Genomic DNA, 16,911 nt, shown 5'->3' on the forward strand with positions numbered 1-16,911 from the left:
GGTGATTGGCGAAAGCTCGGCTTTCGCGGGATGCTCATGCGCGTCTGTCTGGCCGTGCTATGCGCACTCGCGGTCGCACATGGCGCAAACGCCCAATCCTCCGGCGAGTCCGACCCCACCCAATCACCCATCACCCATCACCCATCCCCGCTCTCCGTCAGCCTGCTGACGGTAGGCCCCGGCCCGATCTTCTTCGAACGCTTCGGCCACAACGCGATCGTCGTGCGCGACGCCGACGGCGAGGCGGTCGCCTACAACTACGGCATCTTCGATTTCGCCGAGGGCGATTTCCTCGCCAACTTCGCGCGCGGGCAGATGCGCTACCGCATCGTCGCCGGCGAGCTCGCCGACGATCTCGCCATGTACCGCGCCGAGCGCCGCGAGATCGTCGAGCAGCGCCTGGACCTGTCGCCCGAGCAGGCCGCGGCACTGGCGCAGTTCCTCGAATGGAACGCGCGACCGGAGAACGCGCTGTACCGCTACGACTATTTCCTCGCCAACTGCTCCACGCGCGTGCGCGACGCGCTCGATCGCGCGCTCGGCGGCGCACTGCACGCGCAGAGCGAAGGCCGCTCGCGCGGCTACACCTATCGTCTCGACGCGCTGCGCCTGATGGCGCCGCAGCCGGCGCTGATGCTGCTGATCGATCTCGGCCTGGGGCCGTTCGCCGACCAGCGCCTGGACTACTGGCAGGAAAGCTTCGTGCCCGAAACGCTGCGCCACGTGGTCGGCAACGCGCAGATCGCCGGAGCGGACGGCACGACGAAGCCGCTGGTCGCCGGCAGCCAGACCCTCGCGGCCGGCGAAGTCGAGGAGCCGCCGGCCTTGCCGCCGGACCTGCGCTGGCCGTTCCTGATCGGCGGCGTCGCGCTCGGCCTGGCCCTGTTCTGGCTGGCCGGCCGGCGCAGCGCGGCGGCGCGCGTCCCGCTGGCGCTGTTCGCGATCGTGTTCGAGCTGTTCTGCGCCGTCGGCGGCTTCGCCCTGCTCTTCCTGTGGTTCGGCAGCGAGCACGTTTCCGCGTGGCGCAACGAGAACCTGCTGCTGCTGAGTCCGCTATGCCTGCTGTTGCTGCCGACCTGGATCGCGGCCCTGCGCGGCCGGCCCGCGCGGCGCTGGGCGCATGCGGTGGCCTGGCTGGTCGTGCTCGGCGCCGCGTTCGCGCTGTTCTCGAAGATCCTGCCGTGGTTCGTGCAGGAGAACCTGCACTGGATCGTGCTGTTCCTGTCGCTGCACCTGGCGCTGGCGTTGGCGCGAGGTCGGGTCGCGGCGACGGCTTCGATTCGCTGAGCGCGCGGCCGATTCCTCATCGCAGCGAGTAGCGTCGCAGCGGAAGCGACCGGTTCGGCCGCGTGCCATGCGCTGGCCGATCTTCGGCGCACCCGGCATCGACGATCCGACCGCCACTTCGCCGACGACTGAACGCCGACGACGGCGCGGATTGCCGTTGTCATCATGGAAGCGGCATCATCCGCGCATGGGCTTCCATCCGACCAACTTGCCGACCGATCCGACCTGCAACGATCCGATGGTGGTCAACTGCGTCGCCTACTCGGCCGACGGGCGCAAGCTGCGCGACATCACGATCGAGGAAATCAGCGACGTGCTGGAGACGCCGGACCAGTGGGTCTGGGTCGGCCTGCGCGAGCCGACCGAGGAGCTGCTGGAGAAGCTGCAGGAGGAGTTCGGCCTGCACGAGCTCGCCGTCGAGGACGCGCACGCCGCGCACCAGCGCGCGAAGATCGAGGTCTACGGCGATTCGCTGTTCATCGTCGCGCACACGGCGCAGACGGTGAACGGCAAGATCGCATTCGGCGAAACGCACGTGTTCATGGGCAAGCGCTACATCGTGACCGTGCGGCACGGCGCTTCCCTCAGCTACGCCGCCGCGCGGCGCGGCTGCGAGCAGGCGCCGGAGCTGATGACGCTGGGCCCGGGCTACAGCCTCTACGCCGTGCTCGACTTCATCGTCGACAACTTCTTCCCGATCGTGCGCGAGTTCCGCGAGGAACTGCAGGAACTCGAGGAAGAGGTGTTCCAGGACACCTTCAAGCGCGAGACGATCCGCCGCCTGTACGAACTGAAGAAGGAGCTGGTCACGCTGCGCCTGGCGATCGCGCCGATCCAGGACATCCTGAACCAGCTGGTGCGCCAGTATCCGGGCCTGATCCGCGACGAGGTGCGGCCGTACTTCCGCGACGTCTACGACCACGCCGCGCGCATCAACGAATCGACCGACACGATGCGCGAGATGCTGACCGCGGCGATCAGCGTCAACCTGGCGCTGGTCGGCGTGGCGCAGAACGAAGTCGTCAAGCGCCTCGCCGGCTGGGCCGCGCTGCTCGCCGCGCCGACCCTGCTGGCGAGCTGGTACGGCATGAACTTCCATCACATGCCCGAACTCGACCAGCCCTGGGCCTACCCGGCGATGATCACGGTCACCGCCGGCATCTGCACCACGCTGTACTGGGTGCTCAAGCGCGCGAAGTGGTTGTAGGTCCGCCGTGACGGGCGATCGAGGTCACTGCACCGAAACGCCCTGCTCCGGCGTCCAGCGGAACGTTCCGCGCTCGAACGTCTGCTGACGTCCACTGCCCCCCCAGGCCTGTTCCTCGCCGGTCGGATAGCCGTACTGCGCTTCGCGGCCGGTGTTCTCGAAGTGGGTCAGGATCGCGCCGTGGACCGCGTGCGCGCCGGTCGCCGCCGTCCACAGGAACAGACCGTTCTGGAAGTACTGGTAGCGGCCGGTCTGGCCCGAGGCCGGCGAGCGCGCGGCGGCATTCTCGTCCATCCGCGCGAAGCCCCAGACGGTTTCGCTGCCGGTCGCGCGGAACTGCGCCAGGATCGCGCCGTAGATCGCGAACGCGCCGCTCTGGCTGTGCCACAGGATGATGCCGTTGGCGAACTCCTGGAAACGTCCGCCGAGCTGCGAATCCGCCTCGGCCAGCTTCGGTACGCCGAGCACGCTGCGCACGCCGCCCATCGCGTAGTACTTCTCGCCGATCTTGCCGTACGGCAGCACCTCGCAGCGCGGCAGGTCGTAGCCGTCGTTGTCGCGCGCCTCGTCGTTGCCCCAGCGATCGAGATAGTAGGCCGACACCCATTGCGCGGCCGGCCCGACGTCGAGGTCGGTCTTCAGCCACCAGTGGTTGAAGGAGACACCGTTGCGGATCTCGCGTCCCCAGGTCTTGCAGTAGACGTAGTTGGTGCCGGCGTACAGCGTGCCGGTCTGCGCGGTGCTGCTCGGCGAGCCGAAGCCCGGCGCGTCGGCGAAGGTGTCGACCCAGTAGCGCGTGTCCGCCGGCGGCGGCGCGCCGCCGTTGATGAGGCTGTAGTAGCCGCTCCACGGGAAGAACTTGCCCGGGTCGTAGCGGTTCTGGTTGCTGCTGAGCATGCCGTGGCCCTTGACGCGCACGTTGTCGGGAACGAGGTGCCAGGTGTCGTAGCCGGGTCCCTGCCACGCGGACGCGCAGTTGACGCCGCGCCGCGTGCAGATGCTGCGCGTGACCCGCGCCGAGGCGTTGACCATCGCCGACGACCAGTTGCCCGCGTCGCTCGCGTAGCCTTCGTGCTCGATGCCGATGGTATAGTAGTTGTGGTACGCCGCGTGCCAGGCCTGGTGGTACTCGCGCACCATCTGCGTGATCTGCCCGTCGGACTTGCGGATCAGGTAGTGCGCGGAGACCTCCGCCGCGGGATTCTGGAACCAGGCGATCGCGCCCGCGTACGAGCCTTCCATCGTGTGCAGGATCACCGCCGTATCGCTGTTGCCGGCCGTGCTGTAGTTGCTCGAGCTGGCGGGATTCCAGATCGCCTCGCCGAAGTCGGCCGCCTGGATCGTCGGCGGCGCGTCGACCTGCTGTACCGACGGCGCACTGTCGCCGTCGATGCGCACCGTGCCCCGATCGGCGTCGACGGTCAGCGCCGGCGCCTGCAACAGGCGCAGCCGCTCCGCCGGAAAGGCCTTGCGCAGGTCGATTCCGCGCGCGGGCACCTCTACGCCGTCTTCCTGCACGCCGTTGCCGAGGTGGTCGAGCACCGAGTAGGCGAAGCTCTCGCGCGCGTAGGCGCCCAGGTTCCCCGCTGCGCCGAAACCGGCGTAGCGCTGCAACGCGGCGGCGAAGGCGGCTTCCGCGCTCGCGCGCGCGCTCGTCTTGCCGCCCTGCTTGAACGCCTGGTCGAGCAGCGCGGCGGCGGCGAGGATGTTGGTCTCCGCATCGTTCATCACGGCGGACTCGGAGAAGCCGGTGAGTCGCGCGCCCTCGCCGACCTGATCGGCGAATCCGTCGCCGTGGTAGAGCCCCATCGGACCCCAGGCCGCCGGCATGTGCCGATCCGCCGGAGACTCGTCGGCCGGCTGCACGTTGCGCCAACCGGTCTGCGTGTAGGCGATCGATTCCAGCGAACCGGCCGGCAACGCCGGATAGCGTGCGTAGGCGCGCCGGAAGAACTCGACGTAGCCGCGCCGCTCGTCGATCAGCGGTTTCAACGCCGCGCTGCGTTCGGCCTCGAACGTGGCGGACGGCGGTTCGTATGCGGCGGTGCTTGCCCAGCCCTGGCTCGATACGGCGGCCAGCAGCGACAACGACAACAGAGACTTCGGATCGAGACGCATGGTTCTTCCCCGGATCGGACGATGAAGCCGACGGGATCCACTCCGGATCCCGTCGGCGGGAACGGACGCGGCAGAACCGCGCCCATCGTGGAGATCCGCCACTCCTGCGGCGGATTTCCGCGCGAAGCATCCGTGCGTCGCGTGCCGAACGTCGGCGAATCCGACCGGCCATCCACGCCGCCGACCATCGGCTCGCCGGCGGTCGCTCCGGACGTGATCACCTGCACTCTTCGCGCGCCGCGCTGGCGCGGCGCACGATGTCCTCGACCAGGCCTCTTCCCGCGGCGTCGAGCTGCGCCTGCGCCGTGTCGATCAGCGCCCGTTCGCGCTCGCCGCCGCGCCGCCGTCGAAAGCATCCGTGCAGATGCCAGCACCAGCGCAGCGAGCGGAGAAAGCGTTGCAGAAACGGATTGCATGCGGCGGCCCCCGTCGTCGCCGCGTTCGCTCGCGCATTCGGCGAACGCAAGCAGGCGAGATTGCCGCCCACGCCCGGATTCGCCTCGAGCAGGTCCAGGACGGAAAGGCCGTGCGCGGCGGCGATGCCGGCGAGCGTGTCGCCGGCTTGCACGACGTAGAGCGAAGCTCCGCCCGGCTCGCGTCGAGCGGATGCGTCTTCGCACACGCGCGCGCCGCTCCCTCGCGCGGACGGCTCCGCCGTCTCGCCCCGATCGCCGCGTGGTGCGCAGACCTGCTGCACCGGAGCGTGCCGGCCCGATCAGCCGAACAAGCGCTTGAAGCCGGTCTTGACGCTGTCGAGGACGTCCCTGGCCTTCTCGACGGCGCCGACCACGACGGTGTTCTCCGTCTCGCCGCCGAGCGTGACGCCGACCGGACCGAGCGGAATGGAGACCTGCAAGCCGACTTCGCGCGAACCGTCGCCGTCCTTGTCGCCGATGGTCGCGTTGAAGCCGCCGGACTTCACGCCGACGCTGAGCCCGGCCTCGCCGCGCGTGTCGTTGCGCCCGTCCTGGAGTCGGCCGAAGCCCTTGGTGATCGACACGGCGTCGAGGTTGAAGCCGACGCCGTAGGAGGACTGCGTCGCGGCGCCCTCGCCGCTGGTGTTGTGCCCGAGCTGCGCGCCGGCGGTGCCGGCCTTGAAGCGGATGTCGCCGAGGGCGCTGGTGTCGCTCGGATCGGTCGTCGCTTCGAGCACGCTGCCCTCCACGCGGACGCCGGTGCGGCCGATGCCGGCGTCGAAATCGCCGTCGACGCGCAGGTAGTCGAAGGTGCCGCCAGGGCCGCCGTCCTGGTAGGCCCTCGCGCCGGAACTCGTCGAGGAGATGACCGGCGAGACCGAGCCCGTCGTCTTCGACGCCCGATGCGCGTCGTTGTTGGCGTTCAACGTCTTCACCGCTTCGTCGTAGGCCGCTCCGACGCGCGCCCGCTCGCGCGGATCGCTGATGCCGTCGAGCGCCTCGGTCTTCTCGGCCTGCACGTTCTCGATGGTCTTCTCGTGCGTCTTGCCGAGCAGGCTGCCGTCCTTGACCTTGCCGCCGATCCGCTCGCTCTCGGTGTTGCCGCGAATCCGCTGCTCGGCTTCGTCGAAGGCCTTGTTGATGCGCACCTTCTCGCCTTCGCTGGTGGCGCCTTCGAGCGCCTGCGTGCGCGAGCGGTCCAGGCCGCCCTGCTTGGCCTGCTCGACGCTCTGGCCGCGGTACTTCTCGCCGATCGAGCCGAGGAAGGCGTCCCTCTCCCACTGCGAACCGCCGTCGACGCCGCCTTCGGCCTTGCCGCTGCGCGTGCTGTCGCGCGTCAGGCTTTGCAGGTAGCCCGTCAGATGCGTCTCGCTCGCCTGCCCCGGCGAGGAACCCTGGCCTTCGCCGATGCCGCCGGCTCGCGCATACGGGTCGCTCGCGTCGTGCGTGGTCGGGCGCGCCGGAATCGTCAGCGTCATCCCGGCCTGGATGCCGTCGGGATTGACGCCGTTGACCGAGGCCAGCTCGTCGATCGAGATGCCGGTTTCGTTGGCGACCCTCCACAAGGTGTCGCCTTCCTGAACCCGGTAGCTACCGTTGGCGTTGACTTCCGACATGCGCGTTCTCCTGTCTCAGGGTGCGAAGGATTGGCCGCCGGACCGCGACGAGCGACATGCGCGTCGCTGCGTCTGCGCATCGCCGCCGCGCGCCGCAGCGACGCCCGACGGCGAACGGTGTCCGGCAAGTTCGCCGACGAAGATCTGTAGACTCTCCATCCGACGAATCGAGGCGAAGCGCAGAGAAGGGAGACAGCCACTCGACGAAGTTGCAAACCCCTTCCCTGCGCTTCTGCCCCTCCTATTCGAGATCGAGCGATGGATCCCGACACGACGCGAAAGCCCGCTGCGCGAAACCGCGAAGTCGATCACGATCTTGCCGCGACGCCGGGCGACGACGGCGAGGCGGACGCCGGGCGACTGACGCGCCTGCTGGCGCAAGCCGACGGCGGACACGCCGAGGCCTGGCACCGCATCTACGCCCTGCTCTACCAGGACCTGCATCGCATCGCGCGCTCGCAGATCCGCCGGCAGGCGGGACTGCAGCTGTCGCCGACCTCGCTGATCAGCGAGACGTGGCTGAAGCTGTCCGGCGCGAAGCTGCAGGTCGCCAGCCGGCGGCACCTCACCTCGCTGATCGCGCGCGCGATGCGCTTCGTGCTGCTCGACGAGACGCGCCGCGCGCTGAGCGATGCGCGCGCCGACGTCGCGCACGCCACGCTGCCGGACGACATCGCCGACCCGAAGGCGGAAACGCGGCTGGAGCAGCTGCTTTCGCTGCACCAGGCGCTGGACGGCCTCGCCGCGATCGACGAGCGCCTGGCACGCGTGGTCGAGCTGCGCTACTTCGGCGGCCTCGGCGAGGAGGAAGTCGCCGACGTGCTCGGCGTCAACGCGCGCACGATTTCGCGCGACTGGCGCCGCGCACGCGCCTACCTGCTCGACCGGCTCGGCGAAGGCGGCCGCGAGATCGAGATCTGAGCCCTCGCCTCAGCGCGTCGCGGACTTGCCGGCCCGCGCCTGCGCGTCCGGATCGAGCGCCGCCAACTTCGCTTTCACGCGCTGCGTCGACACCTGCTGCGGGCCGATGCGCTGGCCGATCGCGAGCGACTGCTCCCAATGGTTCCGCGCCGCGAGCGGCTGGCCGCGCTGCTGCGCGATGTCGCCCAGGCGCTCGTGGCAGTTGAAGCGATCGCCGTCGGCGCTGAGGCTCGGCGGCGCGCGATCGAGTTCGCGCAGCAAGGTTTCCAGGCGTTCCACGGCGCGATCGACCCGCTCCTGCTGCAAGTCCACCTCGATCTGCGTGAAACGCGCGCTGCGCGCGGCGTCGCTGTAGCGGCCGCGCGCTTCGCCGAGCGCGGCGATCACCCGCTCCAGCTCCTGCTCGGTACCCGGATCGATGCGCCCGACGCGCAGCTTCGCCTTGATCAGGAACATCCGCTCCGACAGCATCGGCAAGCCCTGCTTCGTGCCCGCGTCGACCTTGCGCGCGTACAGGGCGATCACTTCCTGCCACGGCGCGGTCTCGCCGGGCCGCGCGGACGCCTGCACCGCCAGCGTGGCGGCCAGGTGGCCGACCGCCTTGAGCGTCGCCTGGTGCTCGGCGCCGTGCGCCTTCTCCATGATCGCCAGCACGCGCCGTGCGCTCGCCACCGCCTCGTCGGGCTTGCCGGTCTGCGCCTGGATCGAGCCGATCACGATCGCCGCCTGCGCGGTCTCCGGGTGCTCCGCGCCGAGCGCGGCGGAAAGGATCGCCTCGCCGCGCTGCGCCGATTCCAGCGCCGCGTCGAGCTGGCCGTTCCAGAACTGCGCGTCGCCGAGCACGACCCAGGCCTTGCCGGTTTCCGGATGTTCCTCGCCGAGCATGCGGCGCCGGCTCTGCAGCAGTTTGCCGGCCACCTCCACCGCGCGCGCGTGCTGGCCGAGCTGATCGAGCGTGCGCGCCAGCTCCGCCGACGCGCCGTCGGCGACGATCGGCGCGCGCGTGGAGGTCAGCGCGGCGGCGCGCTCGAAATCGCGCATCGCGTCCTCGTAGCGCGAGAACAGGCGCCGCCACTGCCCGCGCTGGATCAGCAGCGCCGCCAGCGGCGTCGGATCGCGCGCGGCCATCGCCTCGGCGCGCGTCATCGCCTGTTGCAGCAGCGCGTTGGCCTCGCCGATGTCGGCCATGCCCCAGTGCGCGCGCGCCAGTTCCACCTCGAGCATCAGGCGCGTGAAATCGCGATCGGGAGGCGGCACCGCGTCGATGTCGGCCAGTCCGGACTCGACCGCCCCGCGCGCCTGCGCGTAGCGCGACTCGATGTTGAGCAGGTGCGCCAGTGCGGCCTGGATCGGCGCGTTCTGCTCCGGATGCCCGGCGGCGAGCGCCTGCGCCTCGTCGATCAGCGCGAGCGCATGGCGGTAGTCGCCGAGCACGGTGTAGCTCCGCGCCAGCGCCATCAGCACCAGCCCGTCGACGGCGGCGAGCGGCGTGCCCTCGACGGCGTCGCTGCGGCGCAGGTTGGCCTCGGCGTCGCGCAACATCGCCGCCGACATCAGCGGCGACTGGCCGAGGCCGCCGGTGGTGAGCACGTCGAAGGAGTTCTCGAACAGCCGGCGCATCGCGTGCGCCGCCTGCGCGTTGTGCGTGGCGGCCTCGCGCAGCTTCAGCCCCGCACCGAGGCCGATCGCGGCGCAGGCGAGCCCGAACGCCGTGACCACGGCCACGCTGCGATGGCGGCGCAGGAACAGGCGCAGGCGATAGCCGCGTTCGCCGCGGCGCGCCGACACCGGCTTGAACTGCAACCAGGCACGCAAGTCCGCCTGCACCTGCTCGACCGAAGTTGGCCGCGCGGCGGGATCGGCCGCGACGCAGGCGCCGGCGATCTGGTCCAGGTCGCCGGCGAGCACCTGCGACAACGCCGCGGCGCTGCCCAGTCCGCGCGCCTGCGCGATCTGCGCCGAGCCTTGCAGCGCGAGCCGGCTCGGCGGCGGCGGCGCCGGCGTATCGGCGTCGATCGGCGTGCCGTGCAACGGCCAGGCGCCGCACAGCAGCTCGTACAGCATGACGCCGAGCGAATAGAGATCGGTCTTGACGCTGTATCCGTTCGCCGACACTTCCGGCGCGGTGTAGCCGAGCGTCATCGCGACACGACGCCGCTCTCCGCCGCGGCCGCGCGCGGCCAGCGAGGACAAGCCGAAGTCGAGCAGCACCGGCCGGCCGGACGCGTCGACCAGCACGTTGGACGGCTTGATGTCCGAATGCAGCGTGCCCTTGGCGTGCGCGTAGGCCAAGCCGTCGCAGAGACGGATGAACAGCTCCACGCGCGCGCGGACGTCCAGCCGGCGGTCGTCGCACCAGCGGTCGATCGGTTCGCCCTGCACCAGTTGCATGGCGAACCAGGGATAGCCGTCCGCGTCGATGCCGCCGTCGAGCAGCGTGGCGATGTTGGGATGCTCCAGCATCGCCAGCATGCCGCGCTCGTTGCGCACCGCCTCGGCCAGCACCGGCGAATCCACCTCGGTGCCGACGCACTTCAGCGCGACGACCTGCGCGTACTGGCCGTCGGCGCGGCTGGCGCGATAGACCTTGCCCATGCCGCCGGCGCCGATGACGCCCTCGATGCGCCAGGCGCCGAGCGTCGATCCGATCCGCGCGTCGACCGCGGCGACGCCCCGCCGCGCGCTCTTCTCGTAGGCGGAAAGAATCTTCTGCGGCGATTGCAGCAAGGGACCTTGCAAGGCGTCCGCCGCGAACAGGGCCGCCACCGCCTCGTGCAGATCCGGATCGGATGCGCGCAAGGCCGCGAGCGCCTTCGCCCGCTCGTCCGCCGCGAGATCGGCGTACGCATCGAACCATTGCAGCGCACGCGCTTGCCGTGACGACACGTTCTCCCGCCTCCTGTTCGCCTGCCGCGCGGCGCTGGAGCCGCGACGCGCGCGATTGTCGCGCGCAGCGGACCTGCGCGGTCACTCTGGGGTTCACCCTAGATCACATCCGCCGATCCTGCTCGCTAGCATCGCACCCGGCAGCACTCGACAAATCCACCTTCATCCTTTCAAAGGAACCTCAAGATGGGTATCGAGCAAGTTGGCCAACGCATCAACGACGGCATCCGCGACTTCGCGGACAAGGTTCTCGGCGGCGGCAGCCAGGGCACGGGCGCGACACGCCCTGCCGACGGCGGATGGGACGCTTCCGTCGGCGGCAAGGACGCCAAGCCCGGCTTCGACCGCAGCATGGCGAAGCTGGCCGAAGCGGCCTACAATCCCTCGCAGACGCACGTCGACGGCTGGCGTCGCATGGGTGACGGCGAGCTGCACGCGGCCGGCGTCGATCCGAGCGTCCAGTATCGCGACGGCATGCTCGCCGGCGTCTACACCGACGGCAACGGCCACTATGCCGTCGCCTACGCCGGCAACACCGGCGAGGACGTTCCCAGCGTGATCGCGCAGAGCGCCGGCCTGGACACCAAGCAGATGCACAACGCGGTCGATCTCGCCAATCAGGTCGAGAACGCGTTCGGCGGCGACAATGTGGTCTTCACCGGGCACTCGATGGGCGGCTCGCTCGCCGGCGCCGCGGCCGCCGCCACCGGCAGCACCTCGGTCGTGTTCAATTCGCAGGGCGTGCACGACAACACGCTCAGCCGCCTCGGACTGGACCCGAACGCCACGCGCACCGTGATGGCCGAGCGCAGCCGCGCCTACGGCGTGGACGGCGATTGGGCGACGCATCTGCAGAACGACATTCCGTTCACCAACGCCCTGCCGAACGCGCTCGGCTCGGACCTGCGCATCGGCAACCCGGAAGGCATCTCCAACCTGGTCAACGCGCACAACATGGGACCGATCGTCGCGGCGTTCGACCAGGGCCAGCCGATCCGCCACGGATCGGAACAGCCGAAGATCTTCGAGCAGCCGCTGCAGAACCTGTACAACACGTTCACCGGGTTCCTGCGCTTCCTGCCGATCACGATCTGAGATCGCGCGACACCGGCAACGCGAAGCGCCCTGGCGGCGCTTCGCGTTGTTCGCGGACGGGTGCGTGTCCTAGGCGCCTGCGTCGCTACGCCGCGAGCGCGGCATCGCCACGCGGCATCGCCGCCGTCGGCTACTGCGCGTCGAATCCGGCGCCGGTGCCGCCGAAGACGATCTGCGACGTCAAGCGCGCCACGCCCATGTCGCCGTAGGTTTCCCCGATCAACTGGCTGTGGCCGGCCAGCACGAGATAACCGCGCGGATCGTAGGCCACCGCCGCGGCGCCGTCGTTGCCGTGCTGAGTCGGGCCGACATAGCCGTAGAGCGTGTCCGCGAACGTCGCATCATCCGTGCCGGTAGGCAGAAGGCGGCTGACGTACGGATACGCGAACGACGAGCCGACCGGGTCGGACATCGTGCCGGCAGCGACGATCTTGCCGTCGGGCTGCACCAGAACCGCGTTGAAGTAGATCGCCGCTGCGTTGCTGCCGAACAGCGTCCAGCCCGTTCCCTGGTCTCCGAAACCCGTGTCGAGCGCACCATCGGTGGCGCGCAGGCGTGCGACGTAGCCGCTGTCGTATGCACTTACATAGGGGCGCGTGATACCGGCCAGCACGACGTTCTGTCGCGAGTCGAGCGCGACTGCCCACGCCCTCGTGTTCAACTCGGGTGGGCCGACTCCGAACCAGACTCGGCCGTTGCTGCCGAAGGTCGCGTCCGGCGTGCCGTCGGCGTTCACACGCGCCACCGCGGCCGTGTTCACCGGTCCGAGCGCGACATTCGCGGCACCCGCGGCGACGATCTTGCCGTCGGGTTGCACGGCTACCTTGTACGCGCGGTCGCTATTGCCGCCGCCCAAATCGAACGCGAACAGACGCACGCCGGGCATGCCGCCCGCGCCGCTTGCGTTGAACGTCGTGTCCAGGCTCAAGTCCGGGTTCAATCGCGCCACCGCCATATCCCAGTTGCCCGGATCCGATGCGCTGTTCGCGGTACCGGCGACGACGATCTTGCCGCCGGGCGCGAACGCCACGCCGTAGGTCACGAAACCCGGCGACGTCGGATTCGCCGACAGATTCAGCCAGCGCACCGGTTCTCCGTTCGGCGCACGCTCGAGTTCGCCCGAAGCGCTCAGACGCGCGATCCAGGCACCCAAGTGTGCGGGATCGTAACTAGTGCCCACGACGACGAAGCGTCCGTCCGGTTGGCGGATGAAATCGTTGGATGTCGCAGCGGGAAATCCGGCGAAATCGCTGAACAGGAAGGCGCCGCTCCCGTTCGGGCCGAAACTGTGGTCGATCGTGCCGTCCGGCAGCACGCGCGCCATGCACACGCGCGAATCGGAGGTTGCGTCTCCGATCAAGCAAGTGCCGCTCAGGACGATCTTGCCGTCCGGCTGCACGACGACACCGTACGCACTGGCGTTCACTCCCGAATAGAACAAGATCCGCAGCAATCCATTGCCGTTGAAGCTGGGGTCGGGATAGCCGTCGGAGTCGGCGGCCTGCGCCGGGGCGGCGACCGACAAAGCCATTCCCGCCGCGAGCGCGAAGCGGGCGCACGCGACGATCGGCCATTTCCCGCCGCGCGTGCGACATCGAACATCGCCCTGCGGTGAACGCCGTGCGCGTCGCGCTGCGCCTGCGTCGGCCGTACCGAAACCGACGACCCGCACGAATGCGTCCACCACGCCAATCCATCGCATGACCTTCTCTCCTCTGCTCGCCGAACGCGGAGTCGTCCAAAACCGCGGAAATCTCCGGAAACACCCCGTTCCCGCGTGAGCCGGAACAAAGCCGAGGGACGGCTTCGACGTTCCCTTACGCCGTCCGGCGGCCAACCCCGCCATCGAATGTTCCGTCAGCCGCTCGAGCCACCTCGTCGACATCGCTCCCGCGAACGCGAGCGCCCGTTGCAGATTCCGGGCGCCCGCGAACCCGTCGTGGCGGGATCGCGCTTCGCACGGCGTAGTCGGAACACGAACGCCCGTTCCGATGCGGCGTTTACCGCAAGGTGGACCACCGATCGTCCACCGCGCGGCTGTCGCCCATCGAACCGATGACGGGGAGAACACCATGCGTTTCACGATCCGCCGCGCCGCGCTGACCGGCGCGCTCGGGCTGATCTCGAGCCAAGCCGCGCAGGCTCAGGACGGCACGTTCGATCCGGCCTGGCCGGTCGAAGGCCGCAACATGTACACCTCCGACGCCAGCGCCATCGATGAGGGAACTTCCGTCGCCGTGAGGTCCGATGGGACGGTCGTCCTCGGCGGCAACTGCCAGCGCAACGACCCTGACCTGGACGCCGGAATCTGCCTCCGATGGCTGCATCCGAACGGCGTCCCGCTCGGCAACGGGTTCGGCGGCTATCGGAAAACCGTGCTCGCCGACTACCAGGACCATTTTCCCGGCAATCCGCAGATCGCCGTCCACGGCCTCGCCGTGCAGCGCGACGACCGCCTCGTGCTCGCCAGCGCCGAGTTCAACGGCGGACTCATCGAAAGCCGCGTGGTGCGCCTGAAACGGGCCGGCGAGTTCGAGGCGCTGGCCGACGGCGCGTACTACCGCCGCGTGCTGTTCCAACCCGGAATCGATCCCGCCGTCATGAGCGATCTGGTCGGCGAGGTGGTGATCGCACCGGACGGCAAGATCGTCGTGGCCGGCTCCACCAGTTGCCGCAGCACGACGGCCTGCATGAGCACCGACAGCGACATCGGCGTCGCCAGATTCAATGCGGACATGACGCCCGATACCGGTTTCGGCAGCGACGGCGCGCAAACCATCTACGTCGACTTGGGCGGTGCCAACTACGACACGGCCCGCGCCGTGGCCGTGCAAAGGGACGGCAAGATCGTCGTGGCCGGCACCGCGCGCACCGCCGTCATGGATCCTGCCACCAGCTCCGGCGTGCTCGCACGCTTGAACCCGGACGGCGGCCTGGACGCCAGTTTCGGCGACGGCGGCAAGGTCGTCATCTCACCGGGGCTGCAGATCCGCGGCAACGCAGCCGTCCCCCCATGGGTTTCGCGCGGAGACATCAAGACCATCAGCGAGGTCTATGCCGTCGCGATCGACCGTCGCGGCCGCATCCTCGTCACCGGAACCGTCTTCTCGACTTGGGGTTTCTCCTACCAGTTCGTCGCGCGCTTCACTTCCGCGGGCATGCTCGACAACAGCTTCAGCAATGACAACGGCGAGAACGGCATCTTGTTCGTCGATTTGGGAGAACTTCCCGCAAATCCGCAAACATCGACGGGCCTCGGCCTCATCCTGCAGGGTGACGAGAAGATCCTCGTGTACGGTTCGACGCTGACCAGCCACGCGACGCCGAACACGTCCGTCTGGACGATGAGCCGTCTGCTGCCGAGCGGCAATTCCGACCCGAGCTTCAGCACCGGCGCCTACGGCGGCTACAGCCCGCCGCAAGGACCGTCCATGACGACGCTCAACGATGCGCGCGGTGCCATCATCGCCCATGGCGGCCTGATCCTCGTCGGCCGCGCCTACGACAAAGGCGCCAGCGACGCCAGCTACTTCGGCGTCGCCAAGCTGCGGCTCGACGCGATCTTCAAGGACGGCTTCGACTCTCCGCAGTGAGAGAACACGGTGCTACGTACGACGCGACGACCGCCGCGTGCCGTCCGTTTGCCGAAGCGGTCGGCAGTCGCGCCTGCCCGCGCTCCTGCAGAAGCGGTGCGATTGGCGGATTTGCGCATCGCACGGCGTAGCACGAGGACGAGACCGGCGCGACTCCGCGTCGGCCTCGTCCTCACCGCTGAGAGAACCGCATGAACACCACGATCCGCCGCACCGCCTTCGGCGCTCTGCTCGCGTTGGCGCTCGATGCCGTCGCGCACGCCCAGACCTCGCCGCCGCAGAACGGCGATCCCGATACTTTCTGGGGCAACGGCGGCTTCGTGACGCCGGCAATGGGCGCGGGCGACTGGGACACGCTCAGCAGACTCGCCGTGCAGCCGGGCGGCAAGCTCGTGCTGGCCGGCGCCTGCTACACCGCGAACCTCGAGAAAGGGCTGTGCGCCACGCGCCTGCTGCCGGATGGCAGCTTCGACGTGAATTTCGGCGAAGTCGGCAACGGCCGCGAACTGTTCGCCGGCGACCCGCGCTTCCCGGGCGACAGCGACCTCGGCTACAACGGTCTCGCCCTACAAGCGGACAACCGCCTGGTGATGGCGACCTTCGGTCATCTCGGCAGCGACAGCAGCGCGGTGAGCTACGAAGGACGCCTGATCCGCCTGTCCGCCGACGGCGTGCCGCAGGCGTTGGCCGGCGGCGCCATCTACGCGCCGGTGGTGTTCGCCGACAACGTGCCTGCCGCCAGCGCGAACAACGCGCCGCAGGCGGTCGCGATCGCGCCGGACGGCAAGATCGTCGTCGCCGGCAACGCCTCGCGCGCCGGCCAGCCGTACATCAACACCGACTGGGGCATCGCGCGGTTCAACGCCGACCTCGGCGTCGACACGAGCTTCAACGCCAGCGGCCGCAAGCTGGTTTCGTTCGACCTCGGCGGCAACTTCTCCGACCAGGCGATGGCCGTCGCCGTGCAGGCCGACCGCAAGATCGTCGTCGCCGGCCACGTGACGATCGACGGCGGTGCACGCAAGGCCGCGCTGATCCGGCTGAATGCCGACGGCAGCCTCGACAGCGGCTTCGGCAGCGGCGGGCGCGTGTTCCTCGGCGCGGCCACGGACGCCTGGTCGGTCTACGCGCTGGCGATCGACTCGCAGGGGCGCATCGTCTTTGCCGGCTCGATCTCGCGGTCGGCGGTCGCCGCGCAGCCGGCGGACTTCTTCGTCGCCCGCCTCGGCGCGAACGGGCAGGCCGACGCCGGCTTCGGCACGGCGTCCACGGATGGCCCCGGCGTCGTCGTCGTGCATTTCGGCCTGAGCTCCCCGGCGCGGGATGGGGCGGGCGGGCTGGCGCTGCGCGGCGACGATGTCTTCGCGATCGGATCGGCGACCAGCTTCTACAACCCGATCGGCGGCTACGGCGACTACCGGTTCGCGCTGGCCCACCTGCGCACGGACGGCAGCCTCGCGGCCGATTTCAGCGGCCGCGGCACGGCTTTCGGTACGTTCTCGCCGGGCGGCGCTGCCAACGGCTGCTGCATCGCGATCGTGGGCGGTTTCCTGTTCGTCGCCGGCCAGGACAATCCCAGCGACAGCTTTTTCCCGAGGTTCGCCGTCGGCAAGCTGGGCTATGACCGCATCTTCGCGAATGGCTTCGACGCGGAGGCGAGCCGGTGAGTCGCGAATCGGCGTCGATCGCCATATCGCGCGCGATCGCTGCAGAGGTTCCACGCAGCGCAGCGCCGCGACGGCGACGAACGCTGCGCTTCGATCGTCCCCGCC

Annotated in this window: 11 protein-coding genes; 6 read left to right on the forward strand and 5 right to left on the reverse strand. The window is 69.5% G+C overall.

Annotated features, from left to right (window positions below; all coding sequences use genetic code 11):
• Window positions 1-36 precede the first annotated feature (36 nt).
• Both J7520_RS12480 and corA read left to right on the forward strand, forming a co-directional pair.
• Window positions 37-1,287 carry a DUF4105 domain-containing protein gene (locus J7520_RS12480; RefSeq protein WP_291188717.1) on the forward strand — a complete coding sequence of 417 codons (1,251 nt, stop codon included), beginning with the start codon at window positions 37-39 and terminating at the stop codon, window positions 1,285-1,287.
• Between the two features lie 238 nt (window positions 1,288-1,525).
• A complete protein-coding gene (gene corA, locus J7520_RS12485; RefSeq protein WP_291189073.1) occupies window positions 1,526-2,494 on the forward strand; it encodes a magnesium/cobalt transporter CorA in 969 nt (322 codons plus the stop codon).
• A 24-nt stretch (window positions 2,495-2,518) separates the two neighbouring features.
• Here corA and J7520_RS12490 read toward each other — a convergent pair whose 3' ends face one another.
• From J7520_RS12490 to J7520_RS12500, 3 genes are all read right to left on the reverse strand, one after another.
• Window positions 2,519-4,612, reverse strand: a complete 2,094-nt coding sequence (locus tag J7520_RS12490) for an N-acetylmuramoyl-L-alanine amidase (RefSeq protein WP_291188719.1) — start codon at window positions 4,610-4,612, stop codon at window positions 2,519-2,521.
• 217 nt (window positions 4,613-4,829) lie between these two features.
• The gene (locus J7520_RS12495; protein WP_291188721.1) at window positions 4,830-5,234 is read right to left on the reverse strand and encodes a LysM domain-containing protein; all 405 of its coding nucleotides are present in this window, start codon (window positions 5,232-5,234) and stop codon (window positions 4,830-4,832) included.
• A gap of 93 nt (window positions 5,235-5,327) precedes the next feature.
• Window positions 5,328-6,644, reverse strand: a complete 1,317-nt coding sequence (locus tag J7520_RS12500; protein ID WP_291188723.1) for a LysM peptidoglycan-binding domain-containing protein — start codon at window positions 6,642-6,644, stop codon at window positions 5,328-5,330.
• A gap of 258 nt (window positions 6,645-6,902) precedes the next feature.
• Between J7520_RS12500 and J7520_RS12505 the strand changes: the two genes are divergently transcribed.
• Window positions 6,903-7,565 carry an ECF-type sigma factor gene (locus tag J7520_RS12505; protein WP_291188724.1) on the forward strand — a complete coding sequence of 221 codons (663 nt, stop codon included), beginning with the start codon at window positions 6,903-6,905 and terminating at the stop codon, window positions 7,563-7,565.
• 9 nt (window positions 7,566-7,574) lie between these two features.
• Here the strand turns inward: J7520_RS12505 and J7520_RS12510 are convergent, their stop codons facing one another.
• Window positions 7,575-10,451 carry a serine/threonine-protein kinase gene (locus tag J7520_RS12510; RefSeq protein ID WP_291188726.1) on the reverse strand — a complete coding sequence of 959 codons (2,877 nt, stop codon included), beginning with the start codon at window positions 10,449-10,451 and terminating at the stop codon, window positions 7,575-7,577.
• Between the two features lie 186 nt (window positions 10,452-10,637).
• Here J7520_RS12510 and J7520_RS12515 point away from each other — a divergent pair, with 186 nt between their 5' ends.
• Window positions 10,638-11,546, forward strand: a complete 909-nt coding sequence (locus tag J7520_RS12515) for a hypothetical protein (RefSeq protein ID WP_291188728.1) — start codon at window positions 10,638-10,640, stop codon at window positions 11,544-11,546.
• Between the two features lie 130 nt (window positions 11,547-11,676).
• On the opposite strand, the gene J7520_RS12520 is transcribed toward J7520_RS12515, so the two are convergent.
• The gene (locus J7520_RS12520) at window positions 11,677-13,620 is read right to left on the reverse strand and encodes a hypothetical protein (protein WP_291189076.1); all 1,944 of its coding nucleotides are present in this window, start codon (window positions 13,618-13,620) and stop codon (window positions 11,677-11,679) included.
• Between J7520_RS12520 and J7520_RS12525 the strand changes: the two genes are divergently transcribed.
• Both J7520_RS12525 and J7520_RS12530 read left to right on the forward strand, forming a co-directional pair.
• Complete coding sequence (locus J7520_RS12525; protein WP_291188730.1) at window positions 13,619-15,139, forward strand: delta-60 repeat domain-containing protein; 1,521 nt, start codon at window positions 13,619-13,621, stop codon at window positions 15,137-15,139. The two genes, J7520_RS12520 and J7520_RS12525, sit on opposite strands and share 2 nt — an antisense overlap.
• Before the next feature lie 191 nt (window positions 15,140-15,330).
• Window positions 15,331-16,806: a hypothetical protein gene (locus J7520_RS12530; RefSeq protein ID WP_291188732.1), complete on the forward strand. Its 1,476-nt coding sequence runs from the start codon at window positions 15,331-15,333 to the stop codon at window positions 16,804-16,806.
• The last annotated feature ends 105 nt before the right edge of the window (window positions 16,807-16,911 follow it).

The sequence above is a fragment of the Dokdonella sp. genome, assembly GCF_017744955.1.
Lineage (GTDB): Bacteria > Pseudomonadota > Gammaproteobacteria > Xanthomonadales > Rhodanobacteraceae > Dokdonella_A.